Source organism: Microbacterium sp. I2 (assembly GCF_051364985.1).
Classification (GTDB): Bacteria; Actinomycetota; Actinomycetes; order Actinomycetales; family Microbacteriaceae; genus Microbacterium.
Map to the genome: position 1 here is coordinate 303,082 of NZ_JBLWIH010000001.1, position 16,147 is coordinate 319,228.

Sequence of the window (16,147 nt, forward strand, 5' to 3'; positions counted from 1 at the left end):
CAGTGTCCGTACGCGGGGAAGACCGGTGGCGCGTGCCGGCGACGGCCGTCGCTCCTGGCGCGTGCGCGGCCGGGGCGGCTTCCCCTCCCCCTGCCTGACATGCTCCTGATCAGGATTTTTCTTCAACGTCCTGCGTGGCCAGTAGGGTGTTCTCGGGCCGCGTCGACGCGGCGCGTCGTGCACCCCAGACGACACTGGTCGTGTTCGCTTGGAGGTGAACGCCAAAGTCTGGAAGGAGTGCTGGCGCGTGGCGAAGTACGCAGTGAAGCTCGAACGCTCAGTGCCGCTCACCCTTCCGCGACATCCCGACGCCCCCGATGACAAGAGTTTCGCCGATTGGTGCGCCGCCGAGAAGGAAGCCGGACGTCCGCTTGCCATCGACCTGTTCTCAGGAGCGGGCGGCCTAGGCGCAGGTGTTGAGGCGGCCGGATGGACGGTGGTCACCGCTGTCGACCATGACAAGGCCGCTCTGGAGACACACCGCGCGAACTTCCGTGGGCACGCGCTCGAGGTAGACATGTCTGACGAAGCCCAGGTCGGCGCGCTGATCGAGAGGCTGCGTCCGCTGGGCATTGATCTCGTCGCCGGAGGGCCACCTTGCCAGCCGTTCAGCCGGGCTGGCCGGGCGAAGATCCGCAGCCTCGTCGAAGATGGCGTGCGTGATGCAGTCGATGCACGAAAAGAGCTGTGGCGTTCCTTTATCGACGTCGTGACGGCGCTGCAGCCCCGCGCGGTGCTCATGGAGAATGTCCCCGATATGGCCATCGGCGATGATCTCATCGTGATTCGAGAGATCGCGGAGATCCTCGAAGGCGCCGGCTACATCGTCGACTACCGGCTGCTCGACGCGTGGCGCCACGGCGTGCCGCAACACCGTAAGAGGTTCATCCTCCAGGCCCGACGCGACGGCGCCGTTCCCAGATGGCCATCGTTCAGCGACGACCGCCCGACTGTCCGCGATGCCATCGAAGATCTTCCATCTTTGGGGGGAACGACCGGCGCTCGAGAGCTTCCCTATTCCAGCGAGCCGACGAGCGAGCTCGCGAGGCGGCTCCGTGCCTCGGCAAAGTCAGGCGTCATCCACGACCATATGACTCGTCCCGTACGTGCTGACGACAGGGAAGCGTTCGAGCTCATGACGTCGTCCACGCTTTACTCCGACCTACCGGATCGCCTCAAGCGTTACCGCTCCGACACCTTCAACGACAAGTACAAGCGCCTGGCCTGGGACGATCTGAGCAGGACCATCACCGCCCACATCGCGAAAGACGGCTACTGGTACATCCACCCAGCCGAGCATCGGACTCTGACGGTAAGAGAAGCCGCGCGCATCCAGACCTTCCCTGACGACTTCCGATTCGCGGGCACTAGGAGCGACGCGTTTCGACAGATCGGGAACGCTGTTCCTCCGACCCTCGGCCGCGTCGTCGCGGAGATGGTGCTCCCGCTTGATGTCCCCCGGACTGATGTCGCTTCGCTGCCTGCGATGCGCGATCGACTCACCGCCTGGGCGCGAAAGCAGCGCGAGTCCACGTGGTGGCTCTATCCCGGACCCGAGATGACTGCCGCTTCCGCGGCGGTCGTCGCGATACTCGATCTCCATCGCCTCCCGAGTGAGGCTGCCGCTTCGATCGTGGGTCCCCTCCGAGGAGTGCAGGAGCTGTCTGTCGCGTCGCTTCAGCACATCAACGTCCAAGCGCTGAGCGCGACCAGGAAGCAAGCGATTCGCGAGCTGCGCGAGATGCTCCGTGTGCGAGGAGCCGTGGACTGGACGCCCTTGGTGGCCGCCTCACTAGGGACGGCGCAGCGCAAGATCTTCTCCCTCCTTCGAGGAGGCGACGAATTGATCGTCAACGAACGCGTGAAGAACGTCGTCGCCCTGCTCATGGACCTGCCTGAAGCCCAGACCGGTCTCCACACCGATATCAAGGTCGCTCTCGCGCAGCTCGTGTCTGGCGGTCCTGACGCCGCCCTCAGAATGAGCGCGCTGCGCTTCATCACAGTGTCGGAGGCCCGCGCGCTCATCAAAGCAACTTCGAGTACGGGCACCAACACGAAGGCGGCCTCATGAACGACGACGCCTCACGACCTGCTCAAGACGCCCCGGACGGACGGGGCGCGTTGAGGCCCCGCGCGCGCCTGCTCCGCACCCTCGGCAATGACCTCATCAGTAGCGACAAGGTCGCACTCATCGAGCTTGTCAAGAATTCGTATGACGCGGACGCCACGACGGTCCTCATCCGATTCCATGGCCCACTGGAAAACGAGAAGGGCCGCATCGAGGTCTGGGACGACGGGCAGGGGATGGACATTTCCACCCTTCAGCGATCCTGGCTTGACATCGCGACCGACGCCAAACGACGGAAGCCTAAGAGCGACGGCGGACGCCGTGTCCTCGGCGAGAAGGGCATCGGGCGACTGGCGGCTGCGAGGCTCGGCGGCGAGCTTCTGCTGGTCACGCGGAAGGCCGACGCCCGCGAGGTCAACCTCCTCATCGACTGGTCGCAGTTCGACCGAGAGGACGCCTATCTGGACGAGATCGAGGTGGCCTGGGAGATCGGCGACCCCGATGTGTTCTCGCGGGAGGGACAAGCCGCTTCAGTCTTCTCCGAATCCGGCAGCCAGACATGGAGGCGTGGCCACGGGACCGTGCTTCGGATCGAGAAGTTGACTCACGCCTGGGTTGCCAACGACTTCATCGAACTCCGCACCGCATTGACCCGGCTGATCCGTCCGCGTCCCACCAGTCAGTCCGAGGCGAACGGCGCGGTCAAGGCGGGTCATTCGGCAGACGACCAGAAGGCAACGCAACCTGACTTTCAGATCCTCGTCGAGCTGGAGGACGTCCCCGAGTCGCTGGAGGGCTTCGCCGGACCGATAGACCCGTCCGGCGATCTGAGGACACCGCACTATCAGCTGAGCGGGTCGGTCGACTCCAACGGCGTCGCAACCCTTCGTTACGTGCAGCAGGAGCCGCTGGTTGACGAGAACCTCGGCGCGAAGACGCTCTGGAACAACGACAAGCGCGCCCCTCAAGCCGGACCGTTTGAGTTCGAGATCAACGTCTGGGACCGCGACAAGGAAGCAATCCAGCGAACGCTGACAGCGTCGAGCCCGGACGGGCCGCCCCCGACACCGAGAGACCTCAAGGGCTTCCGGGAGACCCTCGATGATGTCGCGGGCGTCAGCATCTACCGAGACGGGTTCCGCGTGCTGCCTTTTGGCGAGAGCGGCGACGACTGGCTCGGCCTCGACCTTCGACGAGTCCAGAGCCCCACTCTTCGACTCTCGAACAACCAGATCGTCGGCCACGTGTTCATCGGCGCCGATGCGAACCAAGGCCTCAAGGACCAGTCCAATCGTGAAGGCTTCCTCGCGGGAACGGCATACTCCGATCTCCAGGTGCTCGTACGCGCGGCGCTCAATGAGCTGGAGGGTCGTCGCTATAAGGTCCGTCATCCGGATACTCCGCGGCCCGAGAAGAAGGGCGGCCTGTTCGAGCGGTTCGACCTGGGAGAAATCCGCGCCGCACTGGCAACAAACTATCCCGGAGACTCCCGCTTGATCGGCCTGATCGACGACAAGCACCGCGACATCCAGGAAGGCGTCGCCGAGGTGCAGCAAGTCCTGTCCCGGTACTCGCGTCTTGCGACGCTCGGTTCGCTCGTTGACCGCATTCTCCACGACGGACGAACCGTCTTGACGCGCTTGAAGAACATTGCACGGTTCGGCAAGCGCGACATGGAAAAGGCGACTCTCTCGGCCGACGAAAAGATTGGGATTGCCCAGAAGTCGATGGAAGAGACCGCAGACCAAGCGGAGATCCTGTCGTCGCTCTTCAACCAGATCGAGCCCTTCGGTGGGCGCAAGCGGGGCCGTCCGAAAGAAGTTTCGACTCGCGAACTGATCCGGAAGGCAATCTCGATCATGCAGGTCGAAGCGGACGACCGTGGCGTCAATCTTGCAGGCGGAGACGCAGACATATCTACCCGAGTCGACGAAGCGGAAGCACTGCTCGTGCTCGTCAACCTCATCCAGAACGCGCTCTACTGGGTCTCTACGCAGCCGCGAGACTCAGAGCGCAGGGTCGTTGTGGACGCCCGCAGCAACGCTGACCTATCACTGACTCTGATCGTCAGCGACTCGGGCCCAGGCGTCGCCGACGATCTTCGCGACCGCATCTTCGATCCCTATTTCTCGACCAAACCGGACGGCGTCGGCCTTGGCTTGAGCATCGCGGGAAACATGGTCGAGGACATCTATGGTGGCGAGCTGGCTCTCGTCCAAGAAGGCCCTCTCGACGGAGCGACGTTCGAGGCCACGCTCAGGAGACGCGTCTAATGACCGGAAAGACATGGCGGGTCCTCATCATCGACGACAACCCTCAGCTCGCGGCAGACGCGCAGCGCGAGATCGTCGACGGGTTCGAGAAGAATCCGGATATAGATGTTGAGGTCTCGATCGAGACGGACTTTGACAAGGGCTTCAACATCGTCAAGGACGGTGGGAGCGACATCGTCGTCCTCGATGTGCGACGCGATGCCTCGAACTTGGCACCCGTCGACGAGACCGTCGGGCACGCGGTGTTCCTTGAGATCAAAGAAGCGCGATTCGCTCCGGTCATCTTCTGGACCGCGCTCCCCGGTAACGTCGAAGAAGAGGCGATGGCACCGCTTGTAGCCGTGCTAGGCAAGGGCGACATCGAAAAGTTACCCGCTGCTGTCGAAGCGGCCATCGCCAGTCGCGCAATCGACACGATCGCCGACATCGAGAACCATGTGACATCCGTGCTCACGAAGCACATGTGGACCGAGCTCGGCCCGCACTGGGCGGAGTACACGAACGGCGCCGACCCGGCCACGGTGGCTCAGGTGCTCATCAGCAGGCTAGCTCGCGTCCTAGACGAAGACCGCGAGCAAAAGTTCACAGCCCATCCAAGCCATCGCTACATCTATCCGCCCGCATCGGGTATGCGCTCACCAGGCGACGTGATGCGCGATCCTGATGGCGATTGGTGGGTCGTCCTGACACCAGCCTGCGACTTCGAGCAGAAGAAGTTCGAGTTCGTTCTCCTGGCTCGTGCAGGACGGCTGGACGTCCACAAGAAGTACCTCGGCTGGACGGAGGCGAAGTCCGTCGGGAAGTGGTCTGAGCTCCGAAAGGACGTCCTGATGGCAACGCAGGGTCGCTACCACTACCTGCCTGCATTTCGCGACATCCCGGACCTCGTCATTGACCTCGAGAACGTTCGTTCGGTTACCTCGGACGGGCTAGGTGCGATGGAAGCGGTCGCTTCTCTCGTGAGCCCGTTCTCCGAAGCGCTTCTTGTTCAGCACAGCCACTTCCGCGGCCGGATCGGTGTGCCCGACCTGGACCCGGAACTGATCAAGAGGCGGCTGGAGTCCGCGCAGTCAATTACTGCGTAGGGCCGGTTCCTTATACGAACGAAGACTGAAGGGTGAGGATCGGTCCGCTCCCCAAGCCTCAGCCACCTAAGCAGCCCCGGTCGCGGGCTCGGCCGAGAAGCGGGCGACAGGCCGATGTCGCCGATCGGTTCCCTGTCAGGCGTCGACGCCGAAGGCGCGCAGCAGCGGAACACGCGGGATCATGCGGCGTGGGCCGAGTTGGACCGTGGGGATGGTCCCGTTCTCGATGCCGAGCTTGATTGTGCGGTAGTCGACGCCGACGAGCTTCGCGGCATCCTTCATCGTCAGGGCAAGCGAATTCGGCGATGAGTTCATGACCTTCTCCTTCGCTGGTTGGTAGATGTCATCACTTGCTCACGCACTGTACACCCGTGAGCGATCGATGTCATCACTTGCTCGCGGTTCCCGAAACTGGGAAACTCGCAGCATGCCTCAACTCTCGATCGAGCTGATCGACGACGAGATCCTCGACGCCGGCGACGGCATTCACATCCCCCGCTCGTGGGTCGCCGTGGTCACTGGCCTTCCTGACGTTCCGGGCGCCGTGCGCGCGCACGTCGTGTACGACCCGACGCTGCGGCGGGCAGCGGCTGAGTCGATTCGAGTGGATCGGAGCGGCCAGGGCGAGGAGGTGACCACCACGCTGCTGCGCGACCTCCGAGTGCAGGCCATCGTCAAGTGGGCTGCAACTCGCGTCGTCCGCATCGACGGCGGTCTGTCCGAGACCGAGACCTACGGACAATACCTGACGCGGCTGAAGGCGGACGAGTCGCGCTCGGAGGACCAGAACCTGCGCGAGGCGGTCAGGCTCTACCGGCTCGCCTCGGTCATCAACGACGGTCCGCTCAAGCTCGTCTCAGAACAGCTCGGCGTCAGCGTCAGCACTGCTACGCGCATGATGAATCGGGCCCGCATTGCCGGCCTCGTCGACGAGGCCACCGGTCGCGAGGTGCTTGTCCAGACTCGCGAGCAGCAGCTCCGCGAGCAGTTCACCGGACCCTCGGTCAGGCCAGCTTCATCGGGGCCCTCCATCGGGCGCTGACACCATCGGGACCCGTTAAGCCGCAATTGAGCACTTTGCAAAGCAAGACGCGCTTCCGTGAGCAGAGTGACCAAGATCACGCATTTCAGTTAGCGACCAATACCGGTTTGCCCGCACTTAATTCCGAGGTGAGCCTGAAAGCCGCTCCAGGACTGGCAAGTCTTGCCCGCATTTTGGCCGCATCCTATTCGCCACTGGCTGTTTTCAGACGTCGCACGATGCCGCGCGACCCTCGAAAACCCGCGTAGTTCCGCGGAAGTTGTCGTTTCACGTCGCTATGCAGAATGCTGAAAACGTGTTCGAGTCCCTCCAGGGGCATCTCTCCTTTCTCTGGGGTGACCAGAGATTTAGACCATCATCCGTAGTCTCCGGCTATGTGACCTCTCAACCAAGACAGGAGTCCGCGCTGCGTGCTCGATCTGTGCGAGGAACCGATTGTCCTCCGCCTGCGTCTCATACCCCGCAGGGTCGCGGACGCAGTCGGGGCACCAATGACCGCCAGTGAGTATGAGGCGCGGACGGCCGGCGAAGATGTGACCGAGCGCGCATCGCCAGAGCAGCGGTAGGGTGACATCCCCTGTCCGCACGTCGTCGCTGAGAATCTCTCCGCCACGGTAGGCGGCGACGCCGACATAGTCGTCACGACTCCAGGTAGACGAGGGCCTGTCCTCGTCGTATCCATGATCCAGGAACATGGGGGTGCGCGATGGCTCCGGCGGCAAGAAGGACGCCCAGTCGCCGATCGCCCGCCACTGCTCAGAGGAGCCGTAGTGAGCGGCGATCTCCTCGATGTTGTTCGCTCGCACGGCAGCCATGGTGCCGCGCGGCTGCAGAGTGAGAGGTCGCATGACCAGGTGCTTGACGACCCACGTCGGCACCTTTCCGGCGGAGCGCACAGCGATCGGTGCAGCGGCAATGGCGCGTTCCAGCGCCTCGTCGAACGTGTCCCGCCGGAAGGGCACCAGGTTCTCGAGCCGATCGCTGTCGGCGTACCACTGCCCGTGGAAGTTCTTCAGCGCGAACCAGTTGCGGTCGTACCAGCGTCGAATGTCGGTGACGCCCATCGCGGCACCGAGGGCGTTCTGAAGCTGCCAGTTCGTCAGCCTCCAAGACTCCCCTCCACCGATGTTGTAGATGCCACCCCAGAACTCGTCGGGGATGTCAGCGGCGGATGCGCCGACCAGCAGGCGTGCTGAGTCCTCCGCCGACACCCATTCCATGACGCCGGTGAGCGGCGAGTGGGTCATGATCGGGTCGCGGATTTCGAGTATGCCGGGGTGAAAGATCCCGGTCTGGCGCAGCCACGCCCACTTCGGCAGGCCGGAGTCGACGAGCAGCCTCTCCGCGACCACCTTCGTCTGCCCGTACTCGTCGAACTGCGATACACGCAGCGGATCACCGACTCGTCCCCAGTGCACCGGCTCCTGACGGTCGCCGGTCTCGGCGACGGATCCGATGCCGATGACGCCGACGCGGCGGGGGTCTTCCTGCCCGCGCACGGCGCGGATGATGTTCTGCATCGACTCGATGTTCACGCGCCGGGCGAGAGCAGGGTTCGCGTCGGCCAGTGGTGACACGACCGCGCCGACGTGGAGGATGACGTCCACGCCGATGACAGCGTCGTGGACGTCGGCGTAGCGCGTGAGGTCGCCCCAGATGACGTCGAGGTTCTCCATGTCGCGGAAATCCTCGAGCACCGCCTTGTCCGCTCGCGTTGGCACGGCAAGAGCTCGTACACGTATGTCGGACCGCTCTCGGAACAGCTGTAGTGTCGCCCGCCCCCAGTTGCCGGTCGCGCCGGTGAGGAGCACCGTCCGTCGATGGGCGGTCATACGGGGTGGCCATCGAGGCTGAGATTGATGAGCTGCTCCAGTGCCTCGTCGGGGATCTCTACGCCGGGGAACCGGGCGAACTGACCCATAGGCATCGACTCGACCATCTTGAGCATGTTGCCGTTGTCTTCGGCCGCGGCCATCTGCTCTGGGGTGGCATTGGCCATCATCGCCTGCATCAGCGCCGGGCCGACGACCGGATGACCGAACCACTGACCGACCGTCGACTCCAGCGTGAGTGGCGCGGGGCGATCCTCATCACCGTCCAGCGTGACCCGGGCCGCCAGGACGATGTCGGTCGAGGACCGGCCGACCTCGACCCCGTACGAGCCCGGCTGCACCCACCACCGGTCCTTGGTGACATCCCAGTACGCGAATGCGCGTCGGTCCAGCGGCACCTCCACGGTGCGCGACTCCCCCGGCTCAAGTCGGATCTTCTCGAAGCCCGCGAGCTCCCGCCGCGGTCGGCGCACCGGCGCCGCGGCCGGCGCCACGTAGACCTGAACCACCTCCGCGCCGGCGACCTCCCCTGCGTTGCGGACCGTCACGCGCGCGACCGCCGAGTCCGCACCCGTCACCGTCAGCTGCAGGTCTTCATGCTCGAAGTTCGTGTAGGACAGGCCATGCCCGAAGGGGTAGCGCGCGGGGCGACCGACGGTGGTGTCATGCCGGTATCCCACGAAAACGCCTTCGCCGTACCGAACCACCTCGTTCTCGCCGGGGAAGTTCAGGAACGACGGAGTGTCCTCCAGGCGATGCGGGATGGACTCCGCCAGGCGACCCGAAGGGTTCACCGCTCCGGTGAGCACATCAGCGAGCGCGCCGCCGACCGCTTGTCCCAGCGCCCAGCCCTCCACGATGGCGTCGACCGAGTCGTGCCACGGCTCGAGGGTCACGACTCCCCCGTTGGAGAGGACGACGACGGTGCGATCGGCGCGTCCCGCGACGGCCTGGATGAGCGCGACATGCTCCTCCGGCAGGTCGAGTGTCGTGCGGTCGAAGCCTTCGGACTGGTCCTCCTCAAACAGACCGACGAAGACGACCGCGACATCCGCGGCGGCCGCGACGTCGACCGCTTCGGCGCGGAGCGCTTCCGCGTCGCCATCAGCGGCGTATCCGGGTGCGTACGAGACCACGTCCGCGCCGAGTGCTGCCCGCAGCTCCTCGAACGGGATGTCCAACCGGGTGGGGTTGACGTGGGAGCTGCCGCCGCCCTGGAACTGCGGCTCGACGGCCAGCGATCCCAGCACCGCGATATTCTGGCCGCGGCGGAGCGGAAGCGTCTGGTGCTCGTTGCGGAGCAGGACGATCCCGGACGCTGCCGCTCGACGTGCCAGGGCGTGGTGGGCGTCCGCGTCGTACGTGGGAGGGGTTTGCGTGAGTTTGGTGCGCTGCGCGAGGGTGGCCACCCTTGCGGCGGCCTGCTCCACCACAGTTCGGTCCAGCCGTCCGTCGCGAACGGCGGCGAGGATGTCATCCGTTCCGTCATCGCCGGTTCCGGGCATCTCGAGATCGAGGCCGGCGCGCAGCGCTTCGACGCGGTCCTTGATCGCACCCCAGTCGGAGACCACGGCACCGTCGAACCCCCACTCATCGCGAAGCAGGTCGGTCAGCAGCCATCGATTCTCGCAGGCGAAGACTCCGTTGATCGCGTTGTATGCGCTCATCACGGTGGTGGGTGCGGCATCCTTCACCACACGCTCGAAGGCGGGGAGGTAGATCTCGCGGAGCGTGCGTTCGTCGACCTCGGCGCTGACCCGCATCCGGTCGGTCTCCTGGTTGTTCACCGCGAAGTGCTTCACGGAGGTGCCGACGCCGGTCGACTGGACGCCATGCACGTACTCCGTGGCGAGCACTCCGGTGAGCAGCGGATCCTCGGAGAGGTACTCGAACGTGCGACCGCCCAGGGGCGACCGCTTGATGTTGATGGCGGGTCCGAGGAGCATGTTGACGTTCAGCGAACGCGCTTCCTCGCCGAGGGCGGTGCCGATCTCGCGCATGAGAGCGGGGTCCCAGGTCGACCCCATCGCCGCACCGGTGGGGAAGCAGGTGGACGGCAGGCTGTCGTTGAAGCCGAGGTTATCTGCGGTGCCGGCTTGACGGCGGACGCCGTGCGGACCGTCGACCATTACCATCGAGGGGGCACCAGCGGCTTCCCGGGTCGACCAGAAGTCGCGCCCGGACAGCAGCGACGCCTTTTCGAGTAGCTCGGGGTCGTCGACCTCGGGTGCCGGGGCGGTGAGGATGTCCGCGGGGATCTCCTCGCCTGCGGCGAGCGCGGCGAAGCCCCGCTCCAGGTCCGCGAGGACGCCGGCGGGATCGGGCAGCATCGCGGTGATTTGCCGTGGCGTGACCTCGTCCTGGCCCCGCATTCCGCCGGTCATGTGCTCGGCTGCCCCGGGCACCCACTTCGCGATGACCCCGGTGAAGACCGCCATGGCCGGCTTGCTGTCGATGAGGTCACCGAGGCGCGAGTCGACAGTGAAGACGTGGCCGGTTTCCGGCTCGACCTCGAACGGTTCGCTCCACTCGTGTATGCCCGATGCGATTGTGAACGTCCGGCCGGAAGGAAGGGTCACGTCAGCGTCGACACCCACCGGCACCGACGCCGTGATGCGGATTTCTTCGCCGACGATCCTCCACTCGGCGGACGCGGTTCCATACGGGGTCGCCAGGGTGGCGGTCGCGGAGGTCAGGCCTCGCCGCGGCGGCTGCGGGGCGATGAGCAACCGGCGGTATCCAGGTGCAGCTGGAGCGAGACCGGCCACCACGCGATGCATCCAGTCGGCGACGGCGCCGAACGCGTAGTGGTTGAAGGAGGTCATGCCGCTGGGGTTGACCGTGCCGTCGGGAAGGAGCGAGTCCCACCGTTCCCAGATCGTCGTGGCCCCCTGCTCGACGGTGTACAGCCAGGACGGCGCGTCGGTCTGCAACAGGAGCCGGTAGGCGGCGTCGGCGTGACCGTTGGCGCTGAGCGCGTCGGTGATGATCGGCGTACCGATGAACCCCGTGGAGATCTTGTAGCCGTTCCCGGCGACGATCTCGGCGAGCCGGTCGGCAGCGCGCTGCCTGGCGTCCGCGTCGTCGATCAGGTCGAACACCAGCGCGAGCGCGTACGCAGTCGCCGAGTCTGAGAGCAGCCGGCCGGCCCCGGAGACATACTCGCGGTGGAAGGCGTTTTTCACCTCGTCCGCCAGCGACTCGTACTTCTCCGCCTCGGCGGTGCGACCCAGCAGCTTCGCCGTGTCGGCGACGATGCGAGCGGAGCGGGCGAAGTACGCGGTCGCAACGATCTCCGGATAAGTCTGTGCCTGCTCCGGCCGGTTCGCAGGCGCCGTCGGGTCGAGCCAGTCGCCGAACTGGAATCCGGCGCTCCAGACCCGGCCGTCACCGGCGGCCGCGGTCACCTCGTCGACCCACGCGACCATGCTGTCGAACTGCGTCTCGAGCACGCCCACGTCGCCGTATGCCTGGTAGATCGCCCAGGGGACGACGGTGGCGGCATCTGCCCACCCGGCTGTCGGCCCGCTGTAGCCGGTGACGATCGCGGGAACCACCATCGTGGTGCCGCCGTACTTTCGCTGCTCGGCCGCGAGGTCCTTCAGCCACGACACCAGAAAGCCGGCGGAGTCGTACAGGTACGTCGCCGTCGGAGCGAACACCTGCAGGTCGCCCGTCCACCCCAGCCGCTCATCGCGCTGAGGGCAGTCGGTGGGGACGTCGACGAAGTTGCCTTTCATTCCCCACACCACGTTCTCGTGCAGGCGGTCCACGAGCGGGTTGTCGGTGGAGAACCAACCGGTGCGCTTCATGTCCGAGTGCAGCACTTCAGCCGTCACGGCGGCGGGGTCGAATTCGCCGGGCCACCCGGTGACCTCGGCGTAGCGGAATCCATGGAAGGTGAACCGCGGTGCCCAGGACTCCGCTCCCGCGCCCGCGAGCGTATAGGTGTCAGTCGCCTTCGCACCGCGGAGCGGCTCCAACGCAAGCTCACCCGCTTCGAGGACCTCCGCATGGCGCAGCGTCACGACCGTTCCGGCCTCTCCCGTCACCGTCAACCGCAGGCGACCGACGAGGTTCTGTCCGAAGTCGAGGATCGTCTTGCCTGACGGCGAGGTGAGCACCTCCTCAACCGCTCGCGTCTCGATCACGCGCACCGGCGGGCCGTCCGGGGCGACGAGCTCCACGTCGCCGAGATCACGGGCGACGACCGGTGCCCACGCGCTGGCGTCGAAGTCAACGGTGGACCACGCCGGGTCGAATGCCCGGGCGTCGAAGTCCTCGCCGTTGTAGAGGTCGGCGGAGCGCATGGGTCCGGCAGCCGACACCCAATCAGGCCCGGAGCCGATCACCTGGCGACTGCCGTCGGTGTAGTCGATCTCCAGCTGCAGCATCACACCCAGGTCGTTGCCGTACAACGCCCTGTTCCCACCCCAGCCGAGGTATCCGCGCCACCAGCCGTCGCCCAGCCACGCGCCGATCACGTTGTCCCCGGCGTGAACCAGGTCGGTGACGTCGTATGTGAGGTAACGCAGACGAGACTCGTACGCCGTCCAGCCGGGGGCCAGTTCGTCGTCGCCGACACGCTCCCCGTTGAGCTCGAGCTGGAATACCCCGTGGCCGGTGGCGTAGACCCGCGCCCGACGGATCTGACGGTCGCCCGGCGTGGCGAACGTCCCGCGAACCAGCGGTGAGGCGATACCGGGATCCTCTGGCCCGATCATCTGCGCGGTCCAGTCATCGGGCTCGAGAAGACCGGTCTCCACGGCCGCCCACTCGCTCCACTCGCTGAGGGAACCGTCCCGGCCTCCTACTCGCACGCGGATCTCCCGACGCTCGCGCGAGGGCAGGGCATCGAATGGCCACGGCACCAGAACGGAGTCGCCGCTGTCGACGCGGATGCTCTCGCCGTCACGCTGCTGCAACTCATAGGCGGCTTGCGACCAGCCGTCCGAGGCATCCGTGATGATCCAGGAGAGCCGGGGACGGGAGTGACCGATGCCGAATGCTTGGCGGTGGTGCTCGAAACGGACGGGCGTGACGGTGAGAGACATCTGCGACAGTGCTTTCTGCAGGGGACGGTCAGCGAACAGAGCGGATGCGGAGGGCGACAGCGCCGGCGAGAACCACTGCGGCGGCGGCGACGATGAACAGCAGCGTGTAGTTGCGCTCATCTCCGGTGACACCGATCAGGAGGATGCCGGATGCCACCAGCGGGGCGATCGACTGCGGAATGGATGTGGCGAACCCGGTGATGCCCATGAAGCGACCGGCATCCGTCTCCCGTTCCGGAAGGACATCCAGCAGGAGCGCCTGGTCGACGGCGGCGAACAGGCCCAGTCCAGCGGACGTGATCAGCGATCCCGCGATGAGCAGCGCCAAGTCGGGCGCGAAGGCCTGCAGAAGCATGCCGAGTGCCATGATGAGACCGCCCAGCAGGACGAACAGGCGACGCCGCTTCAGCCGATCGGAGAGGAAACCTCCCCCGATGGCGCCGAGGGTGACCGCGAGGATCCCGCCCAGGCTGAGGGTCGCAATAATGCCGGCGACCGACTCCACGCTGATGCCGAGACGGTCGGCGAAGAAGAAGGCCGTGTAGGTCGTGTTGAGCGTGATGCCGGTGTAGAAGAGGAAGCGAGCGAGCCAGTTCCAGGAGAAATCGCGGTGCTTACGCGGGTTGTACAGGTATTTCGAGAGCAGCTGCAGCACCGTGATCGGGTCCTTCGGCAGGGGACGGCTGTCGTCCTCGTGCACCAGCGTCACGAACAGCAGGACGAAGATCACGCCGACCGCGCCAGGGACGAGGAACAGCAGCAGCGGGTCGCCGGTGAAGAACTGAGCGAGGATGACACCGAAGACCGGCGCGATCTGAGTCGCGAAGCTGGTGAGGCCCGCCACCTTGCCGCGCTGCGACTCCGGCAGCCGGTCGGCGGTGGAGATCTGGAGGTTGCTGAGCGTCGTACCCCATCCCCACTGGGCGAGAACCCATCCGAAGCCCACGACGAACACGTTCGGGGCCAGCGCCATCACGATCAGGGACACCACGCCGACGAGCATCCCGCCGATCATGAACGGGCGTCGGCGGCCGATGCGAGTGCGGGTGCGGTCACTCCAGATGCCCATGAATGGCGAAGTGAGCATCACGAACAGCGCACCGGCGCCCGTGATGTAGCCGAGGTACTCAGGATGCCCCGGGGCCAGAGTGTTGACCCGGATCGTCAGCGAGATTGCCAGCGGGGTGATGAAGGCCATGAAGACGCCGAACTGCGCCAGGACCATGAACCAGATGTAACGCGCTCCGACCTTGGGCAGATCGGGAGCGGGCTGAGACGCCTCTTGCAGCTCTACGGCATTCGCTGTCGGTGAAGGAACCGAAGCCGGAAGCGGCGTGATGAAAGGTTCTTCATTGCTCGGGGTCATCGTGGGGACTCCATTGTCGGGTGGGTGCTAGCGCGTGCTAGTGACTGAAGCAGGATGCTACGGTAATATCACTAGCGCGCGCAAGTCAGAGGAGCAGGATGTCAGGATCGGCGACGAAACGAGTGACAGCGGCGGATGTTGCCCGCTCCCTCGGCCTCTCTCGCGCCACCGTCGGGTTCGTCCTCAACGAGACGCCCGGCCAGACCATCCCGGCCGCCACGCGCGATCGGGTGCTCGCTGAAGCGAAGCGGCTCGGTTACCGTGCCAACACCGCAGCACGAGCACTGGCCAGCGGTCGAAGCCGGATCATTCTCCTGGTCCTGCCCGACTGGCCGCTGGACTACAGCATGCGCACCCACCTGGACGAGGCGTCGCTCGCCCTCGACGAGGCTGGGTACTCACTCGTGACGATGACCCCGCACCCAGGCGGCCACGCGCAGCCGCTCTGGGCAACGCTTCGCCCCGATGTCGTCATCGGCATGGCGCCATTCACCACAGAGCAGCTCGCCGAGATCCGAGGGAGCGGTGTCGATCAGATCATCCCCTCCGTGGCTGCGGGCGAGGAAGGATCAGTGGGCGACCTCGGATTCGCTGATGGGCCACGCCTGCAGGTCGAGCACTTGCTCGCGCGCGGGCGCCGCCGGCTGGTGTTCGCCGCCTCGGCGGATCCGCGGATAGCCGACCTCGTCACGCAGCGGCGCGACCTCGCGAGCCGGACACTGACAACGATCAGTGGGGCGTCATTCGTCGTGGAGTCCGTCGTCACCGAAGACAACGCGGCATCCGAGATCCGCCGCTGGATCGACCACGGCGTGGACGGCGTGGTCGCCTATAACGACGACATCGCTGCGATCACCCTTGGCGCCGCACTCCGCGCCGGCATCGCCATCCCCCAGCAACTGGCAATCGTCGGCCATGACGACACGCCGCTCGCTCGCCTCATCGTGCCTTCCCTATCGACGGTTCGCGTCGACAACGCAGGCCTGGGTCGCTACCTCGCCGAGCTCGCGCTCAGCGCCGCGACCGGGGCGGCTCCCCCGCTCGCCGGTCCAGAGACGGACGCCAATCTCGTGGTCCGCGAGACCACCTAACTTGCCCACAACTCGCCCACACACTTCGTTCTGAGGCGCAGATGACTTGTGTGCCTGACACAGGTCTTCGCGTTCGATCTGAGGGATCATCTGCCATCGGATGACACGGAGTCCGGCTGCTCGGCCGCGAGCTCGGTGCTCTCGCCGTCCTGCGGGACGAGTGTGAGCCCGCCCGTCGAGTTCGCCGATCTCGTGAGCGACTCGATCCACGCCCTGTCGAGTTCCGGGCCACGGGGTTCCGCGAACGTGAACATCAGCGGGATGGACGGCTGCAGCCAGACCTCGCCAGCCGCGCACCCAGCGGCACTGTCGAATCCTGGCCCCGGCCAAGGCATG

At 65.7% G+C, this 16,147-nt stretch carries 10 protein-coding genes; 5 read left to right on the plus strand and 5 right to left on the minus strand.

Going from position 1 to position 16,147, the window contains the following annotated elements; all coding sequences use genetic code 11:
- Nucleotides 1-247 precede the first annotated feature (247 nt).
- Genes ACLKM7_RS01375 through ACLKM7_RS01385 form a run of 3 tightly spaced genes read left to right on the plus strand, consistent with a single transcriptional unit; the run spans nt 248 to nt 5,426 of the window.
- Nucleotides 248-2,071 carry a DNA cytosine methyltransferase gene (locus ACLKM7_RS01375; RefSeq protein WP_436445219.1) on the plus strand — a complete coding sequence of 608 codons (1,824 nt, stop codon included), beginning with the start codon at nt 248-250 and terminating at the stop codon, nt 2,069-2,071.
- On the plus strand, nt 2,068-4,341 hold the full coding sequence (locus ACLKM7_RS01380; RefSeq protein ID WP_436445220.1) for a sensor histidine kinase: 2,274 nt from the start codon (nt 2,068-2,070) through the stop codon (nt 4,339-4,341). The genes ACLKM7_RS01375 and ACLKM7_RS01380 overlap by 4 nt, the downstream gene beginning before the upstream one ends.
- Entirely contained in the window at nt 4,341-5,426 is a 1,086-nt protein-coding gene (locus tag ACLKM7_RS01385; RefSeq protein ID WP_436445221.1) for a hypothetical protein, read from the plus strand. The genes ACLKM7_RS01380 and ACLKM7_RS01385 overlap by 1 nt, the downstream gene beginning before the upstream one ends.
- A 135-nt stretch (nt 5,427-5,561) precedes the next feature.
- Here ACLKM7_RS01385 and ACLKM7_RS01390 read toward each other — a convergent pair whose 3' ends face one another.
- The gene (locus ACLKM7_RS01390; protein WP_223169206.1) at nt 5,562-5,741 is read right to left on the minus strand and encodes a DNA-binding protein; all 180 of its coding nucleotides are present in this window, start codon (nt 5,739-5,741) and stop codon (nt 5,562-5,564) included.
- A 112-nt stretch (nt 5,742-5,853) separates the two neighbouring features.
- On the opposite strand from ACLKM7_RS01390, the gene ACLKM7_RS01395 reads away from it, so the two are divergent.
- On the plus strand, nt 5,854-6,468 hold the full coding sequence (locus ACLKM7_RS01395) for a hypothetical protein (RefSeq protein ID WP_436445222.1): 615 nt from the start codon (nt 5,854-5,856) through the stop codon (nt 6,466-6,468).
- Nucleotides 6,469-6,815: 347 nt separating this feature from the next.
- Here the strand turns inward: ACLKM7_RS01395 and ACLKM7_RS01400 are convergent, their stop codons facing one another.
- The 3 genes from ACLKM7_RS01400 to ACLKM7_RS01410 are packed head-to-tail and all read right to left on the minus strand — an operon-like array spanning nt 6,816 to nt 14,720.
- Entirely contained in the window at nt 6,816-8,300 is a 1,485-nt protein-coding gene (locus tag ACLKM7_RS01400) for an NAD-dependent epimerase/dehydratase family protein (protein ID WP_436445223.1), read from the minus strand.
- On the minus strand, nt 8,297-13,354 hold the full coding sequence (locus ACLKM7_RS01405; protein ID WP_436445224.1) for a family 78 glycoside hydrolase catalytic domain: 5,058 nt from the start codon (nt 13,352-13,354) through the stop codon (nt 8,297-8,299). The genes ACLKM7_RS01400 and ACLKM7_RS01405 overlap by 4 nt, the downstream gene beginning before the upstream one ends.
- Before the next feature lie 28 nt (nt 13,355-13,382).
- Complete coding sequence (locus tag ACLKM7_RS01410) at nt 13,383-14,720, minus strand: MFS transporter (RefSeq protein WP_436445225.1); 1,338 nt, start codon at nt 14,718-14,720, stop codon at nt 13,383-13,385.
- A gap of 98 nt (nt 14,721-14,818) precedes the next feature.
- On the opposite strand from ACLKM7_RS01410, the gene ACLKM7_RS01415 reads away from it, so the two are divergent.
- Nucleotides 14,819-15,811: a LacI family DNA-binding transcriptional regulator gene (locus tag ACLKM7_RS01415; RefSeq protein WP_436445227.1), complete on the plus strand. Its 993-nt coding sequence runs from the start codon at nt 14,819-14,821 to the stop codon at nt 15,809-15,811.
- A gap of 86 nt (nt 15,812-15,897) precedes the next feature.
- Here the strand turns inward: ACLKM7_RS01415 and ACLKM7_RS01420 are convergent, their stop codons facing one another.
- Entirely contained in the window at nt 15,898-16,146 is a 249-nt protein-coding gene (locus ACLKM7_RS01420; RefSeq protein ID WP_436445228.1) for a DUF7882 family protein, read from the minus strand.
- Nucleotide 16,147 lies beyond the last annotated feature (1 nt).

Excerpts from the sequence above, each read along its gene's own strand:
- ACLKM7_RS01400 (WP_436445223.1), bottom strand. The coding sequence starts at position 8,300 with ATGACCGCCCATCGACGGACGGTGCTCCTCACCGGCGCGACCGGCAAC.
- ACLKM7_RS01380 (WP_436445220.1), top strand. The coding sequence starts at position 2,068 with ATGAACGACGACGCCTCACGACCTGCTCAAGACGCCCCGGACGGACGG.
- ACLKM7_RS01415 (WP_436445227.1), top strand. The coding sequence starts at position 14,819 with ATGTCAGGATCGGCGACGAAACGAGTGACAGCGGCGGATGTTGCCCGC.
- ACLKM7_RS01390 (WP_223169206.1), bottom strand. The coding sequence starts at position 5,741 with ATGAACTCATCGCCGAATTCGCTTGCCCTGACGATGAAGGATGCCGCG.
- ACLKM7_RS01420 (WP_436445228.1), bottom strand. The coding sequence starts at position 16,146 with ATGCCTTGGCCGGGGCCAGGATTCGACAGTGCCGCTGGGTGCGCGGCT.
- ACLKM7_RS01395 (WP_436445222.1), top strand. The coding sequence starts at position 5,854 with ATGCCTCAACTCTCGATCGAGCTGATCGACGACGAGATCCTCGACGCC.
- ACLKM7_RS01385 (WP_436445221.1), top strand. The coding sequence starts at position 4,341 with ATGACCGGAAAGACATGGCGGGTCCTCATCATCGACGACAACCCTCAG.
- ACLKM7_RS01410 (WP_436445225.1), bottom strand. The coding sequence starts at position 14,720 with ATGACCCCGAGCAATGAAGAACCTTTCATCACGCCGCTTCCGGCTTCG.
- ACLKM7_RS01405 (WP_436445224.1), bottom strand. The coding sequence starts at position 13,354 with ATGTCTCTCACCGTCACGCCCGTCCGTTTCGAGCACCACCGCCAAGCA.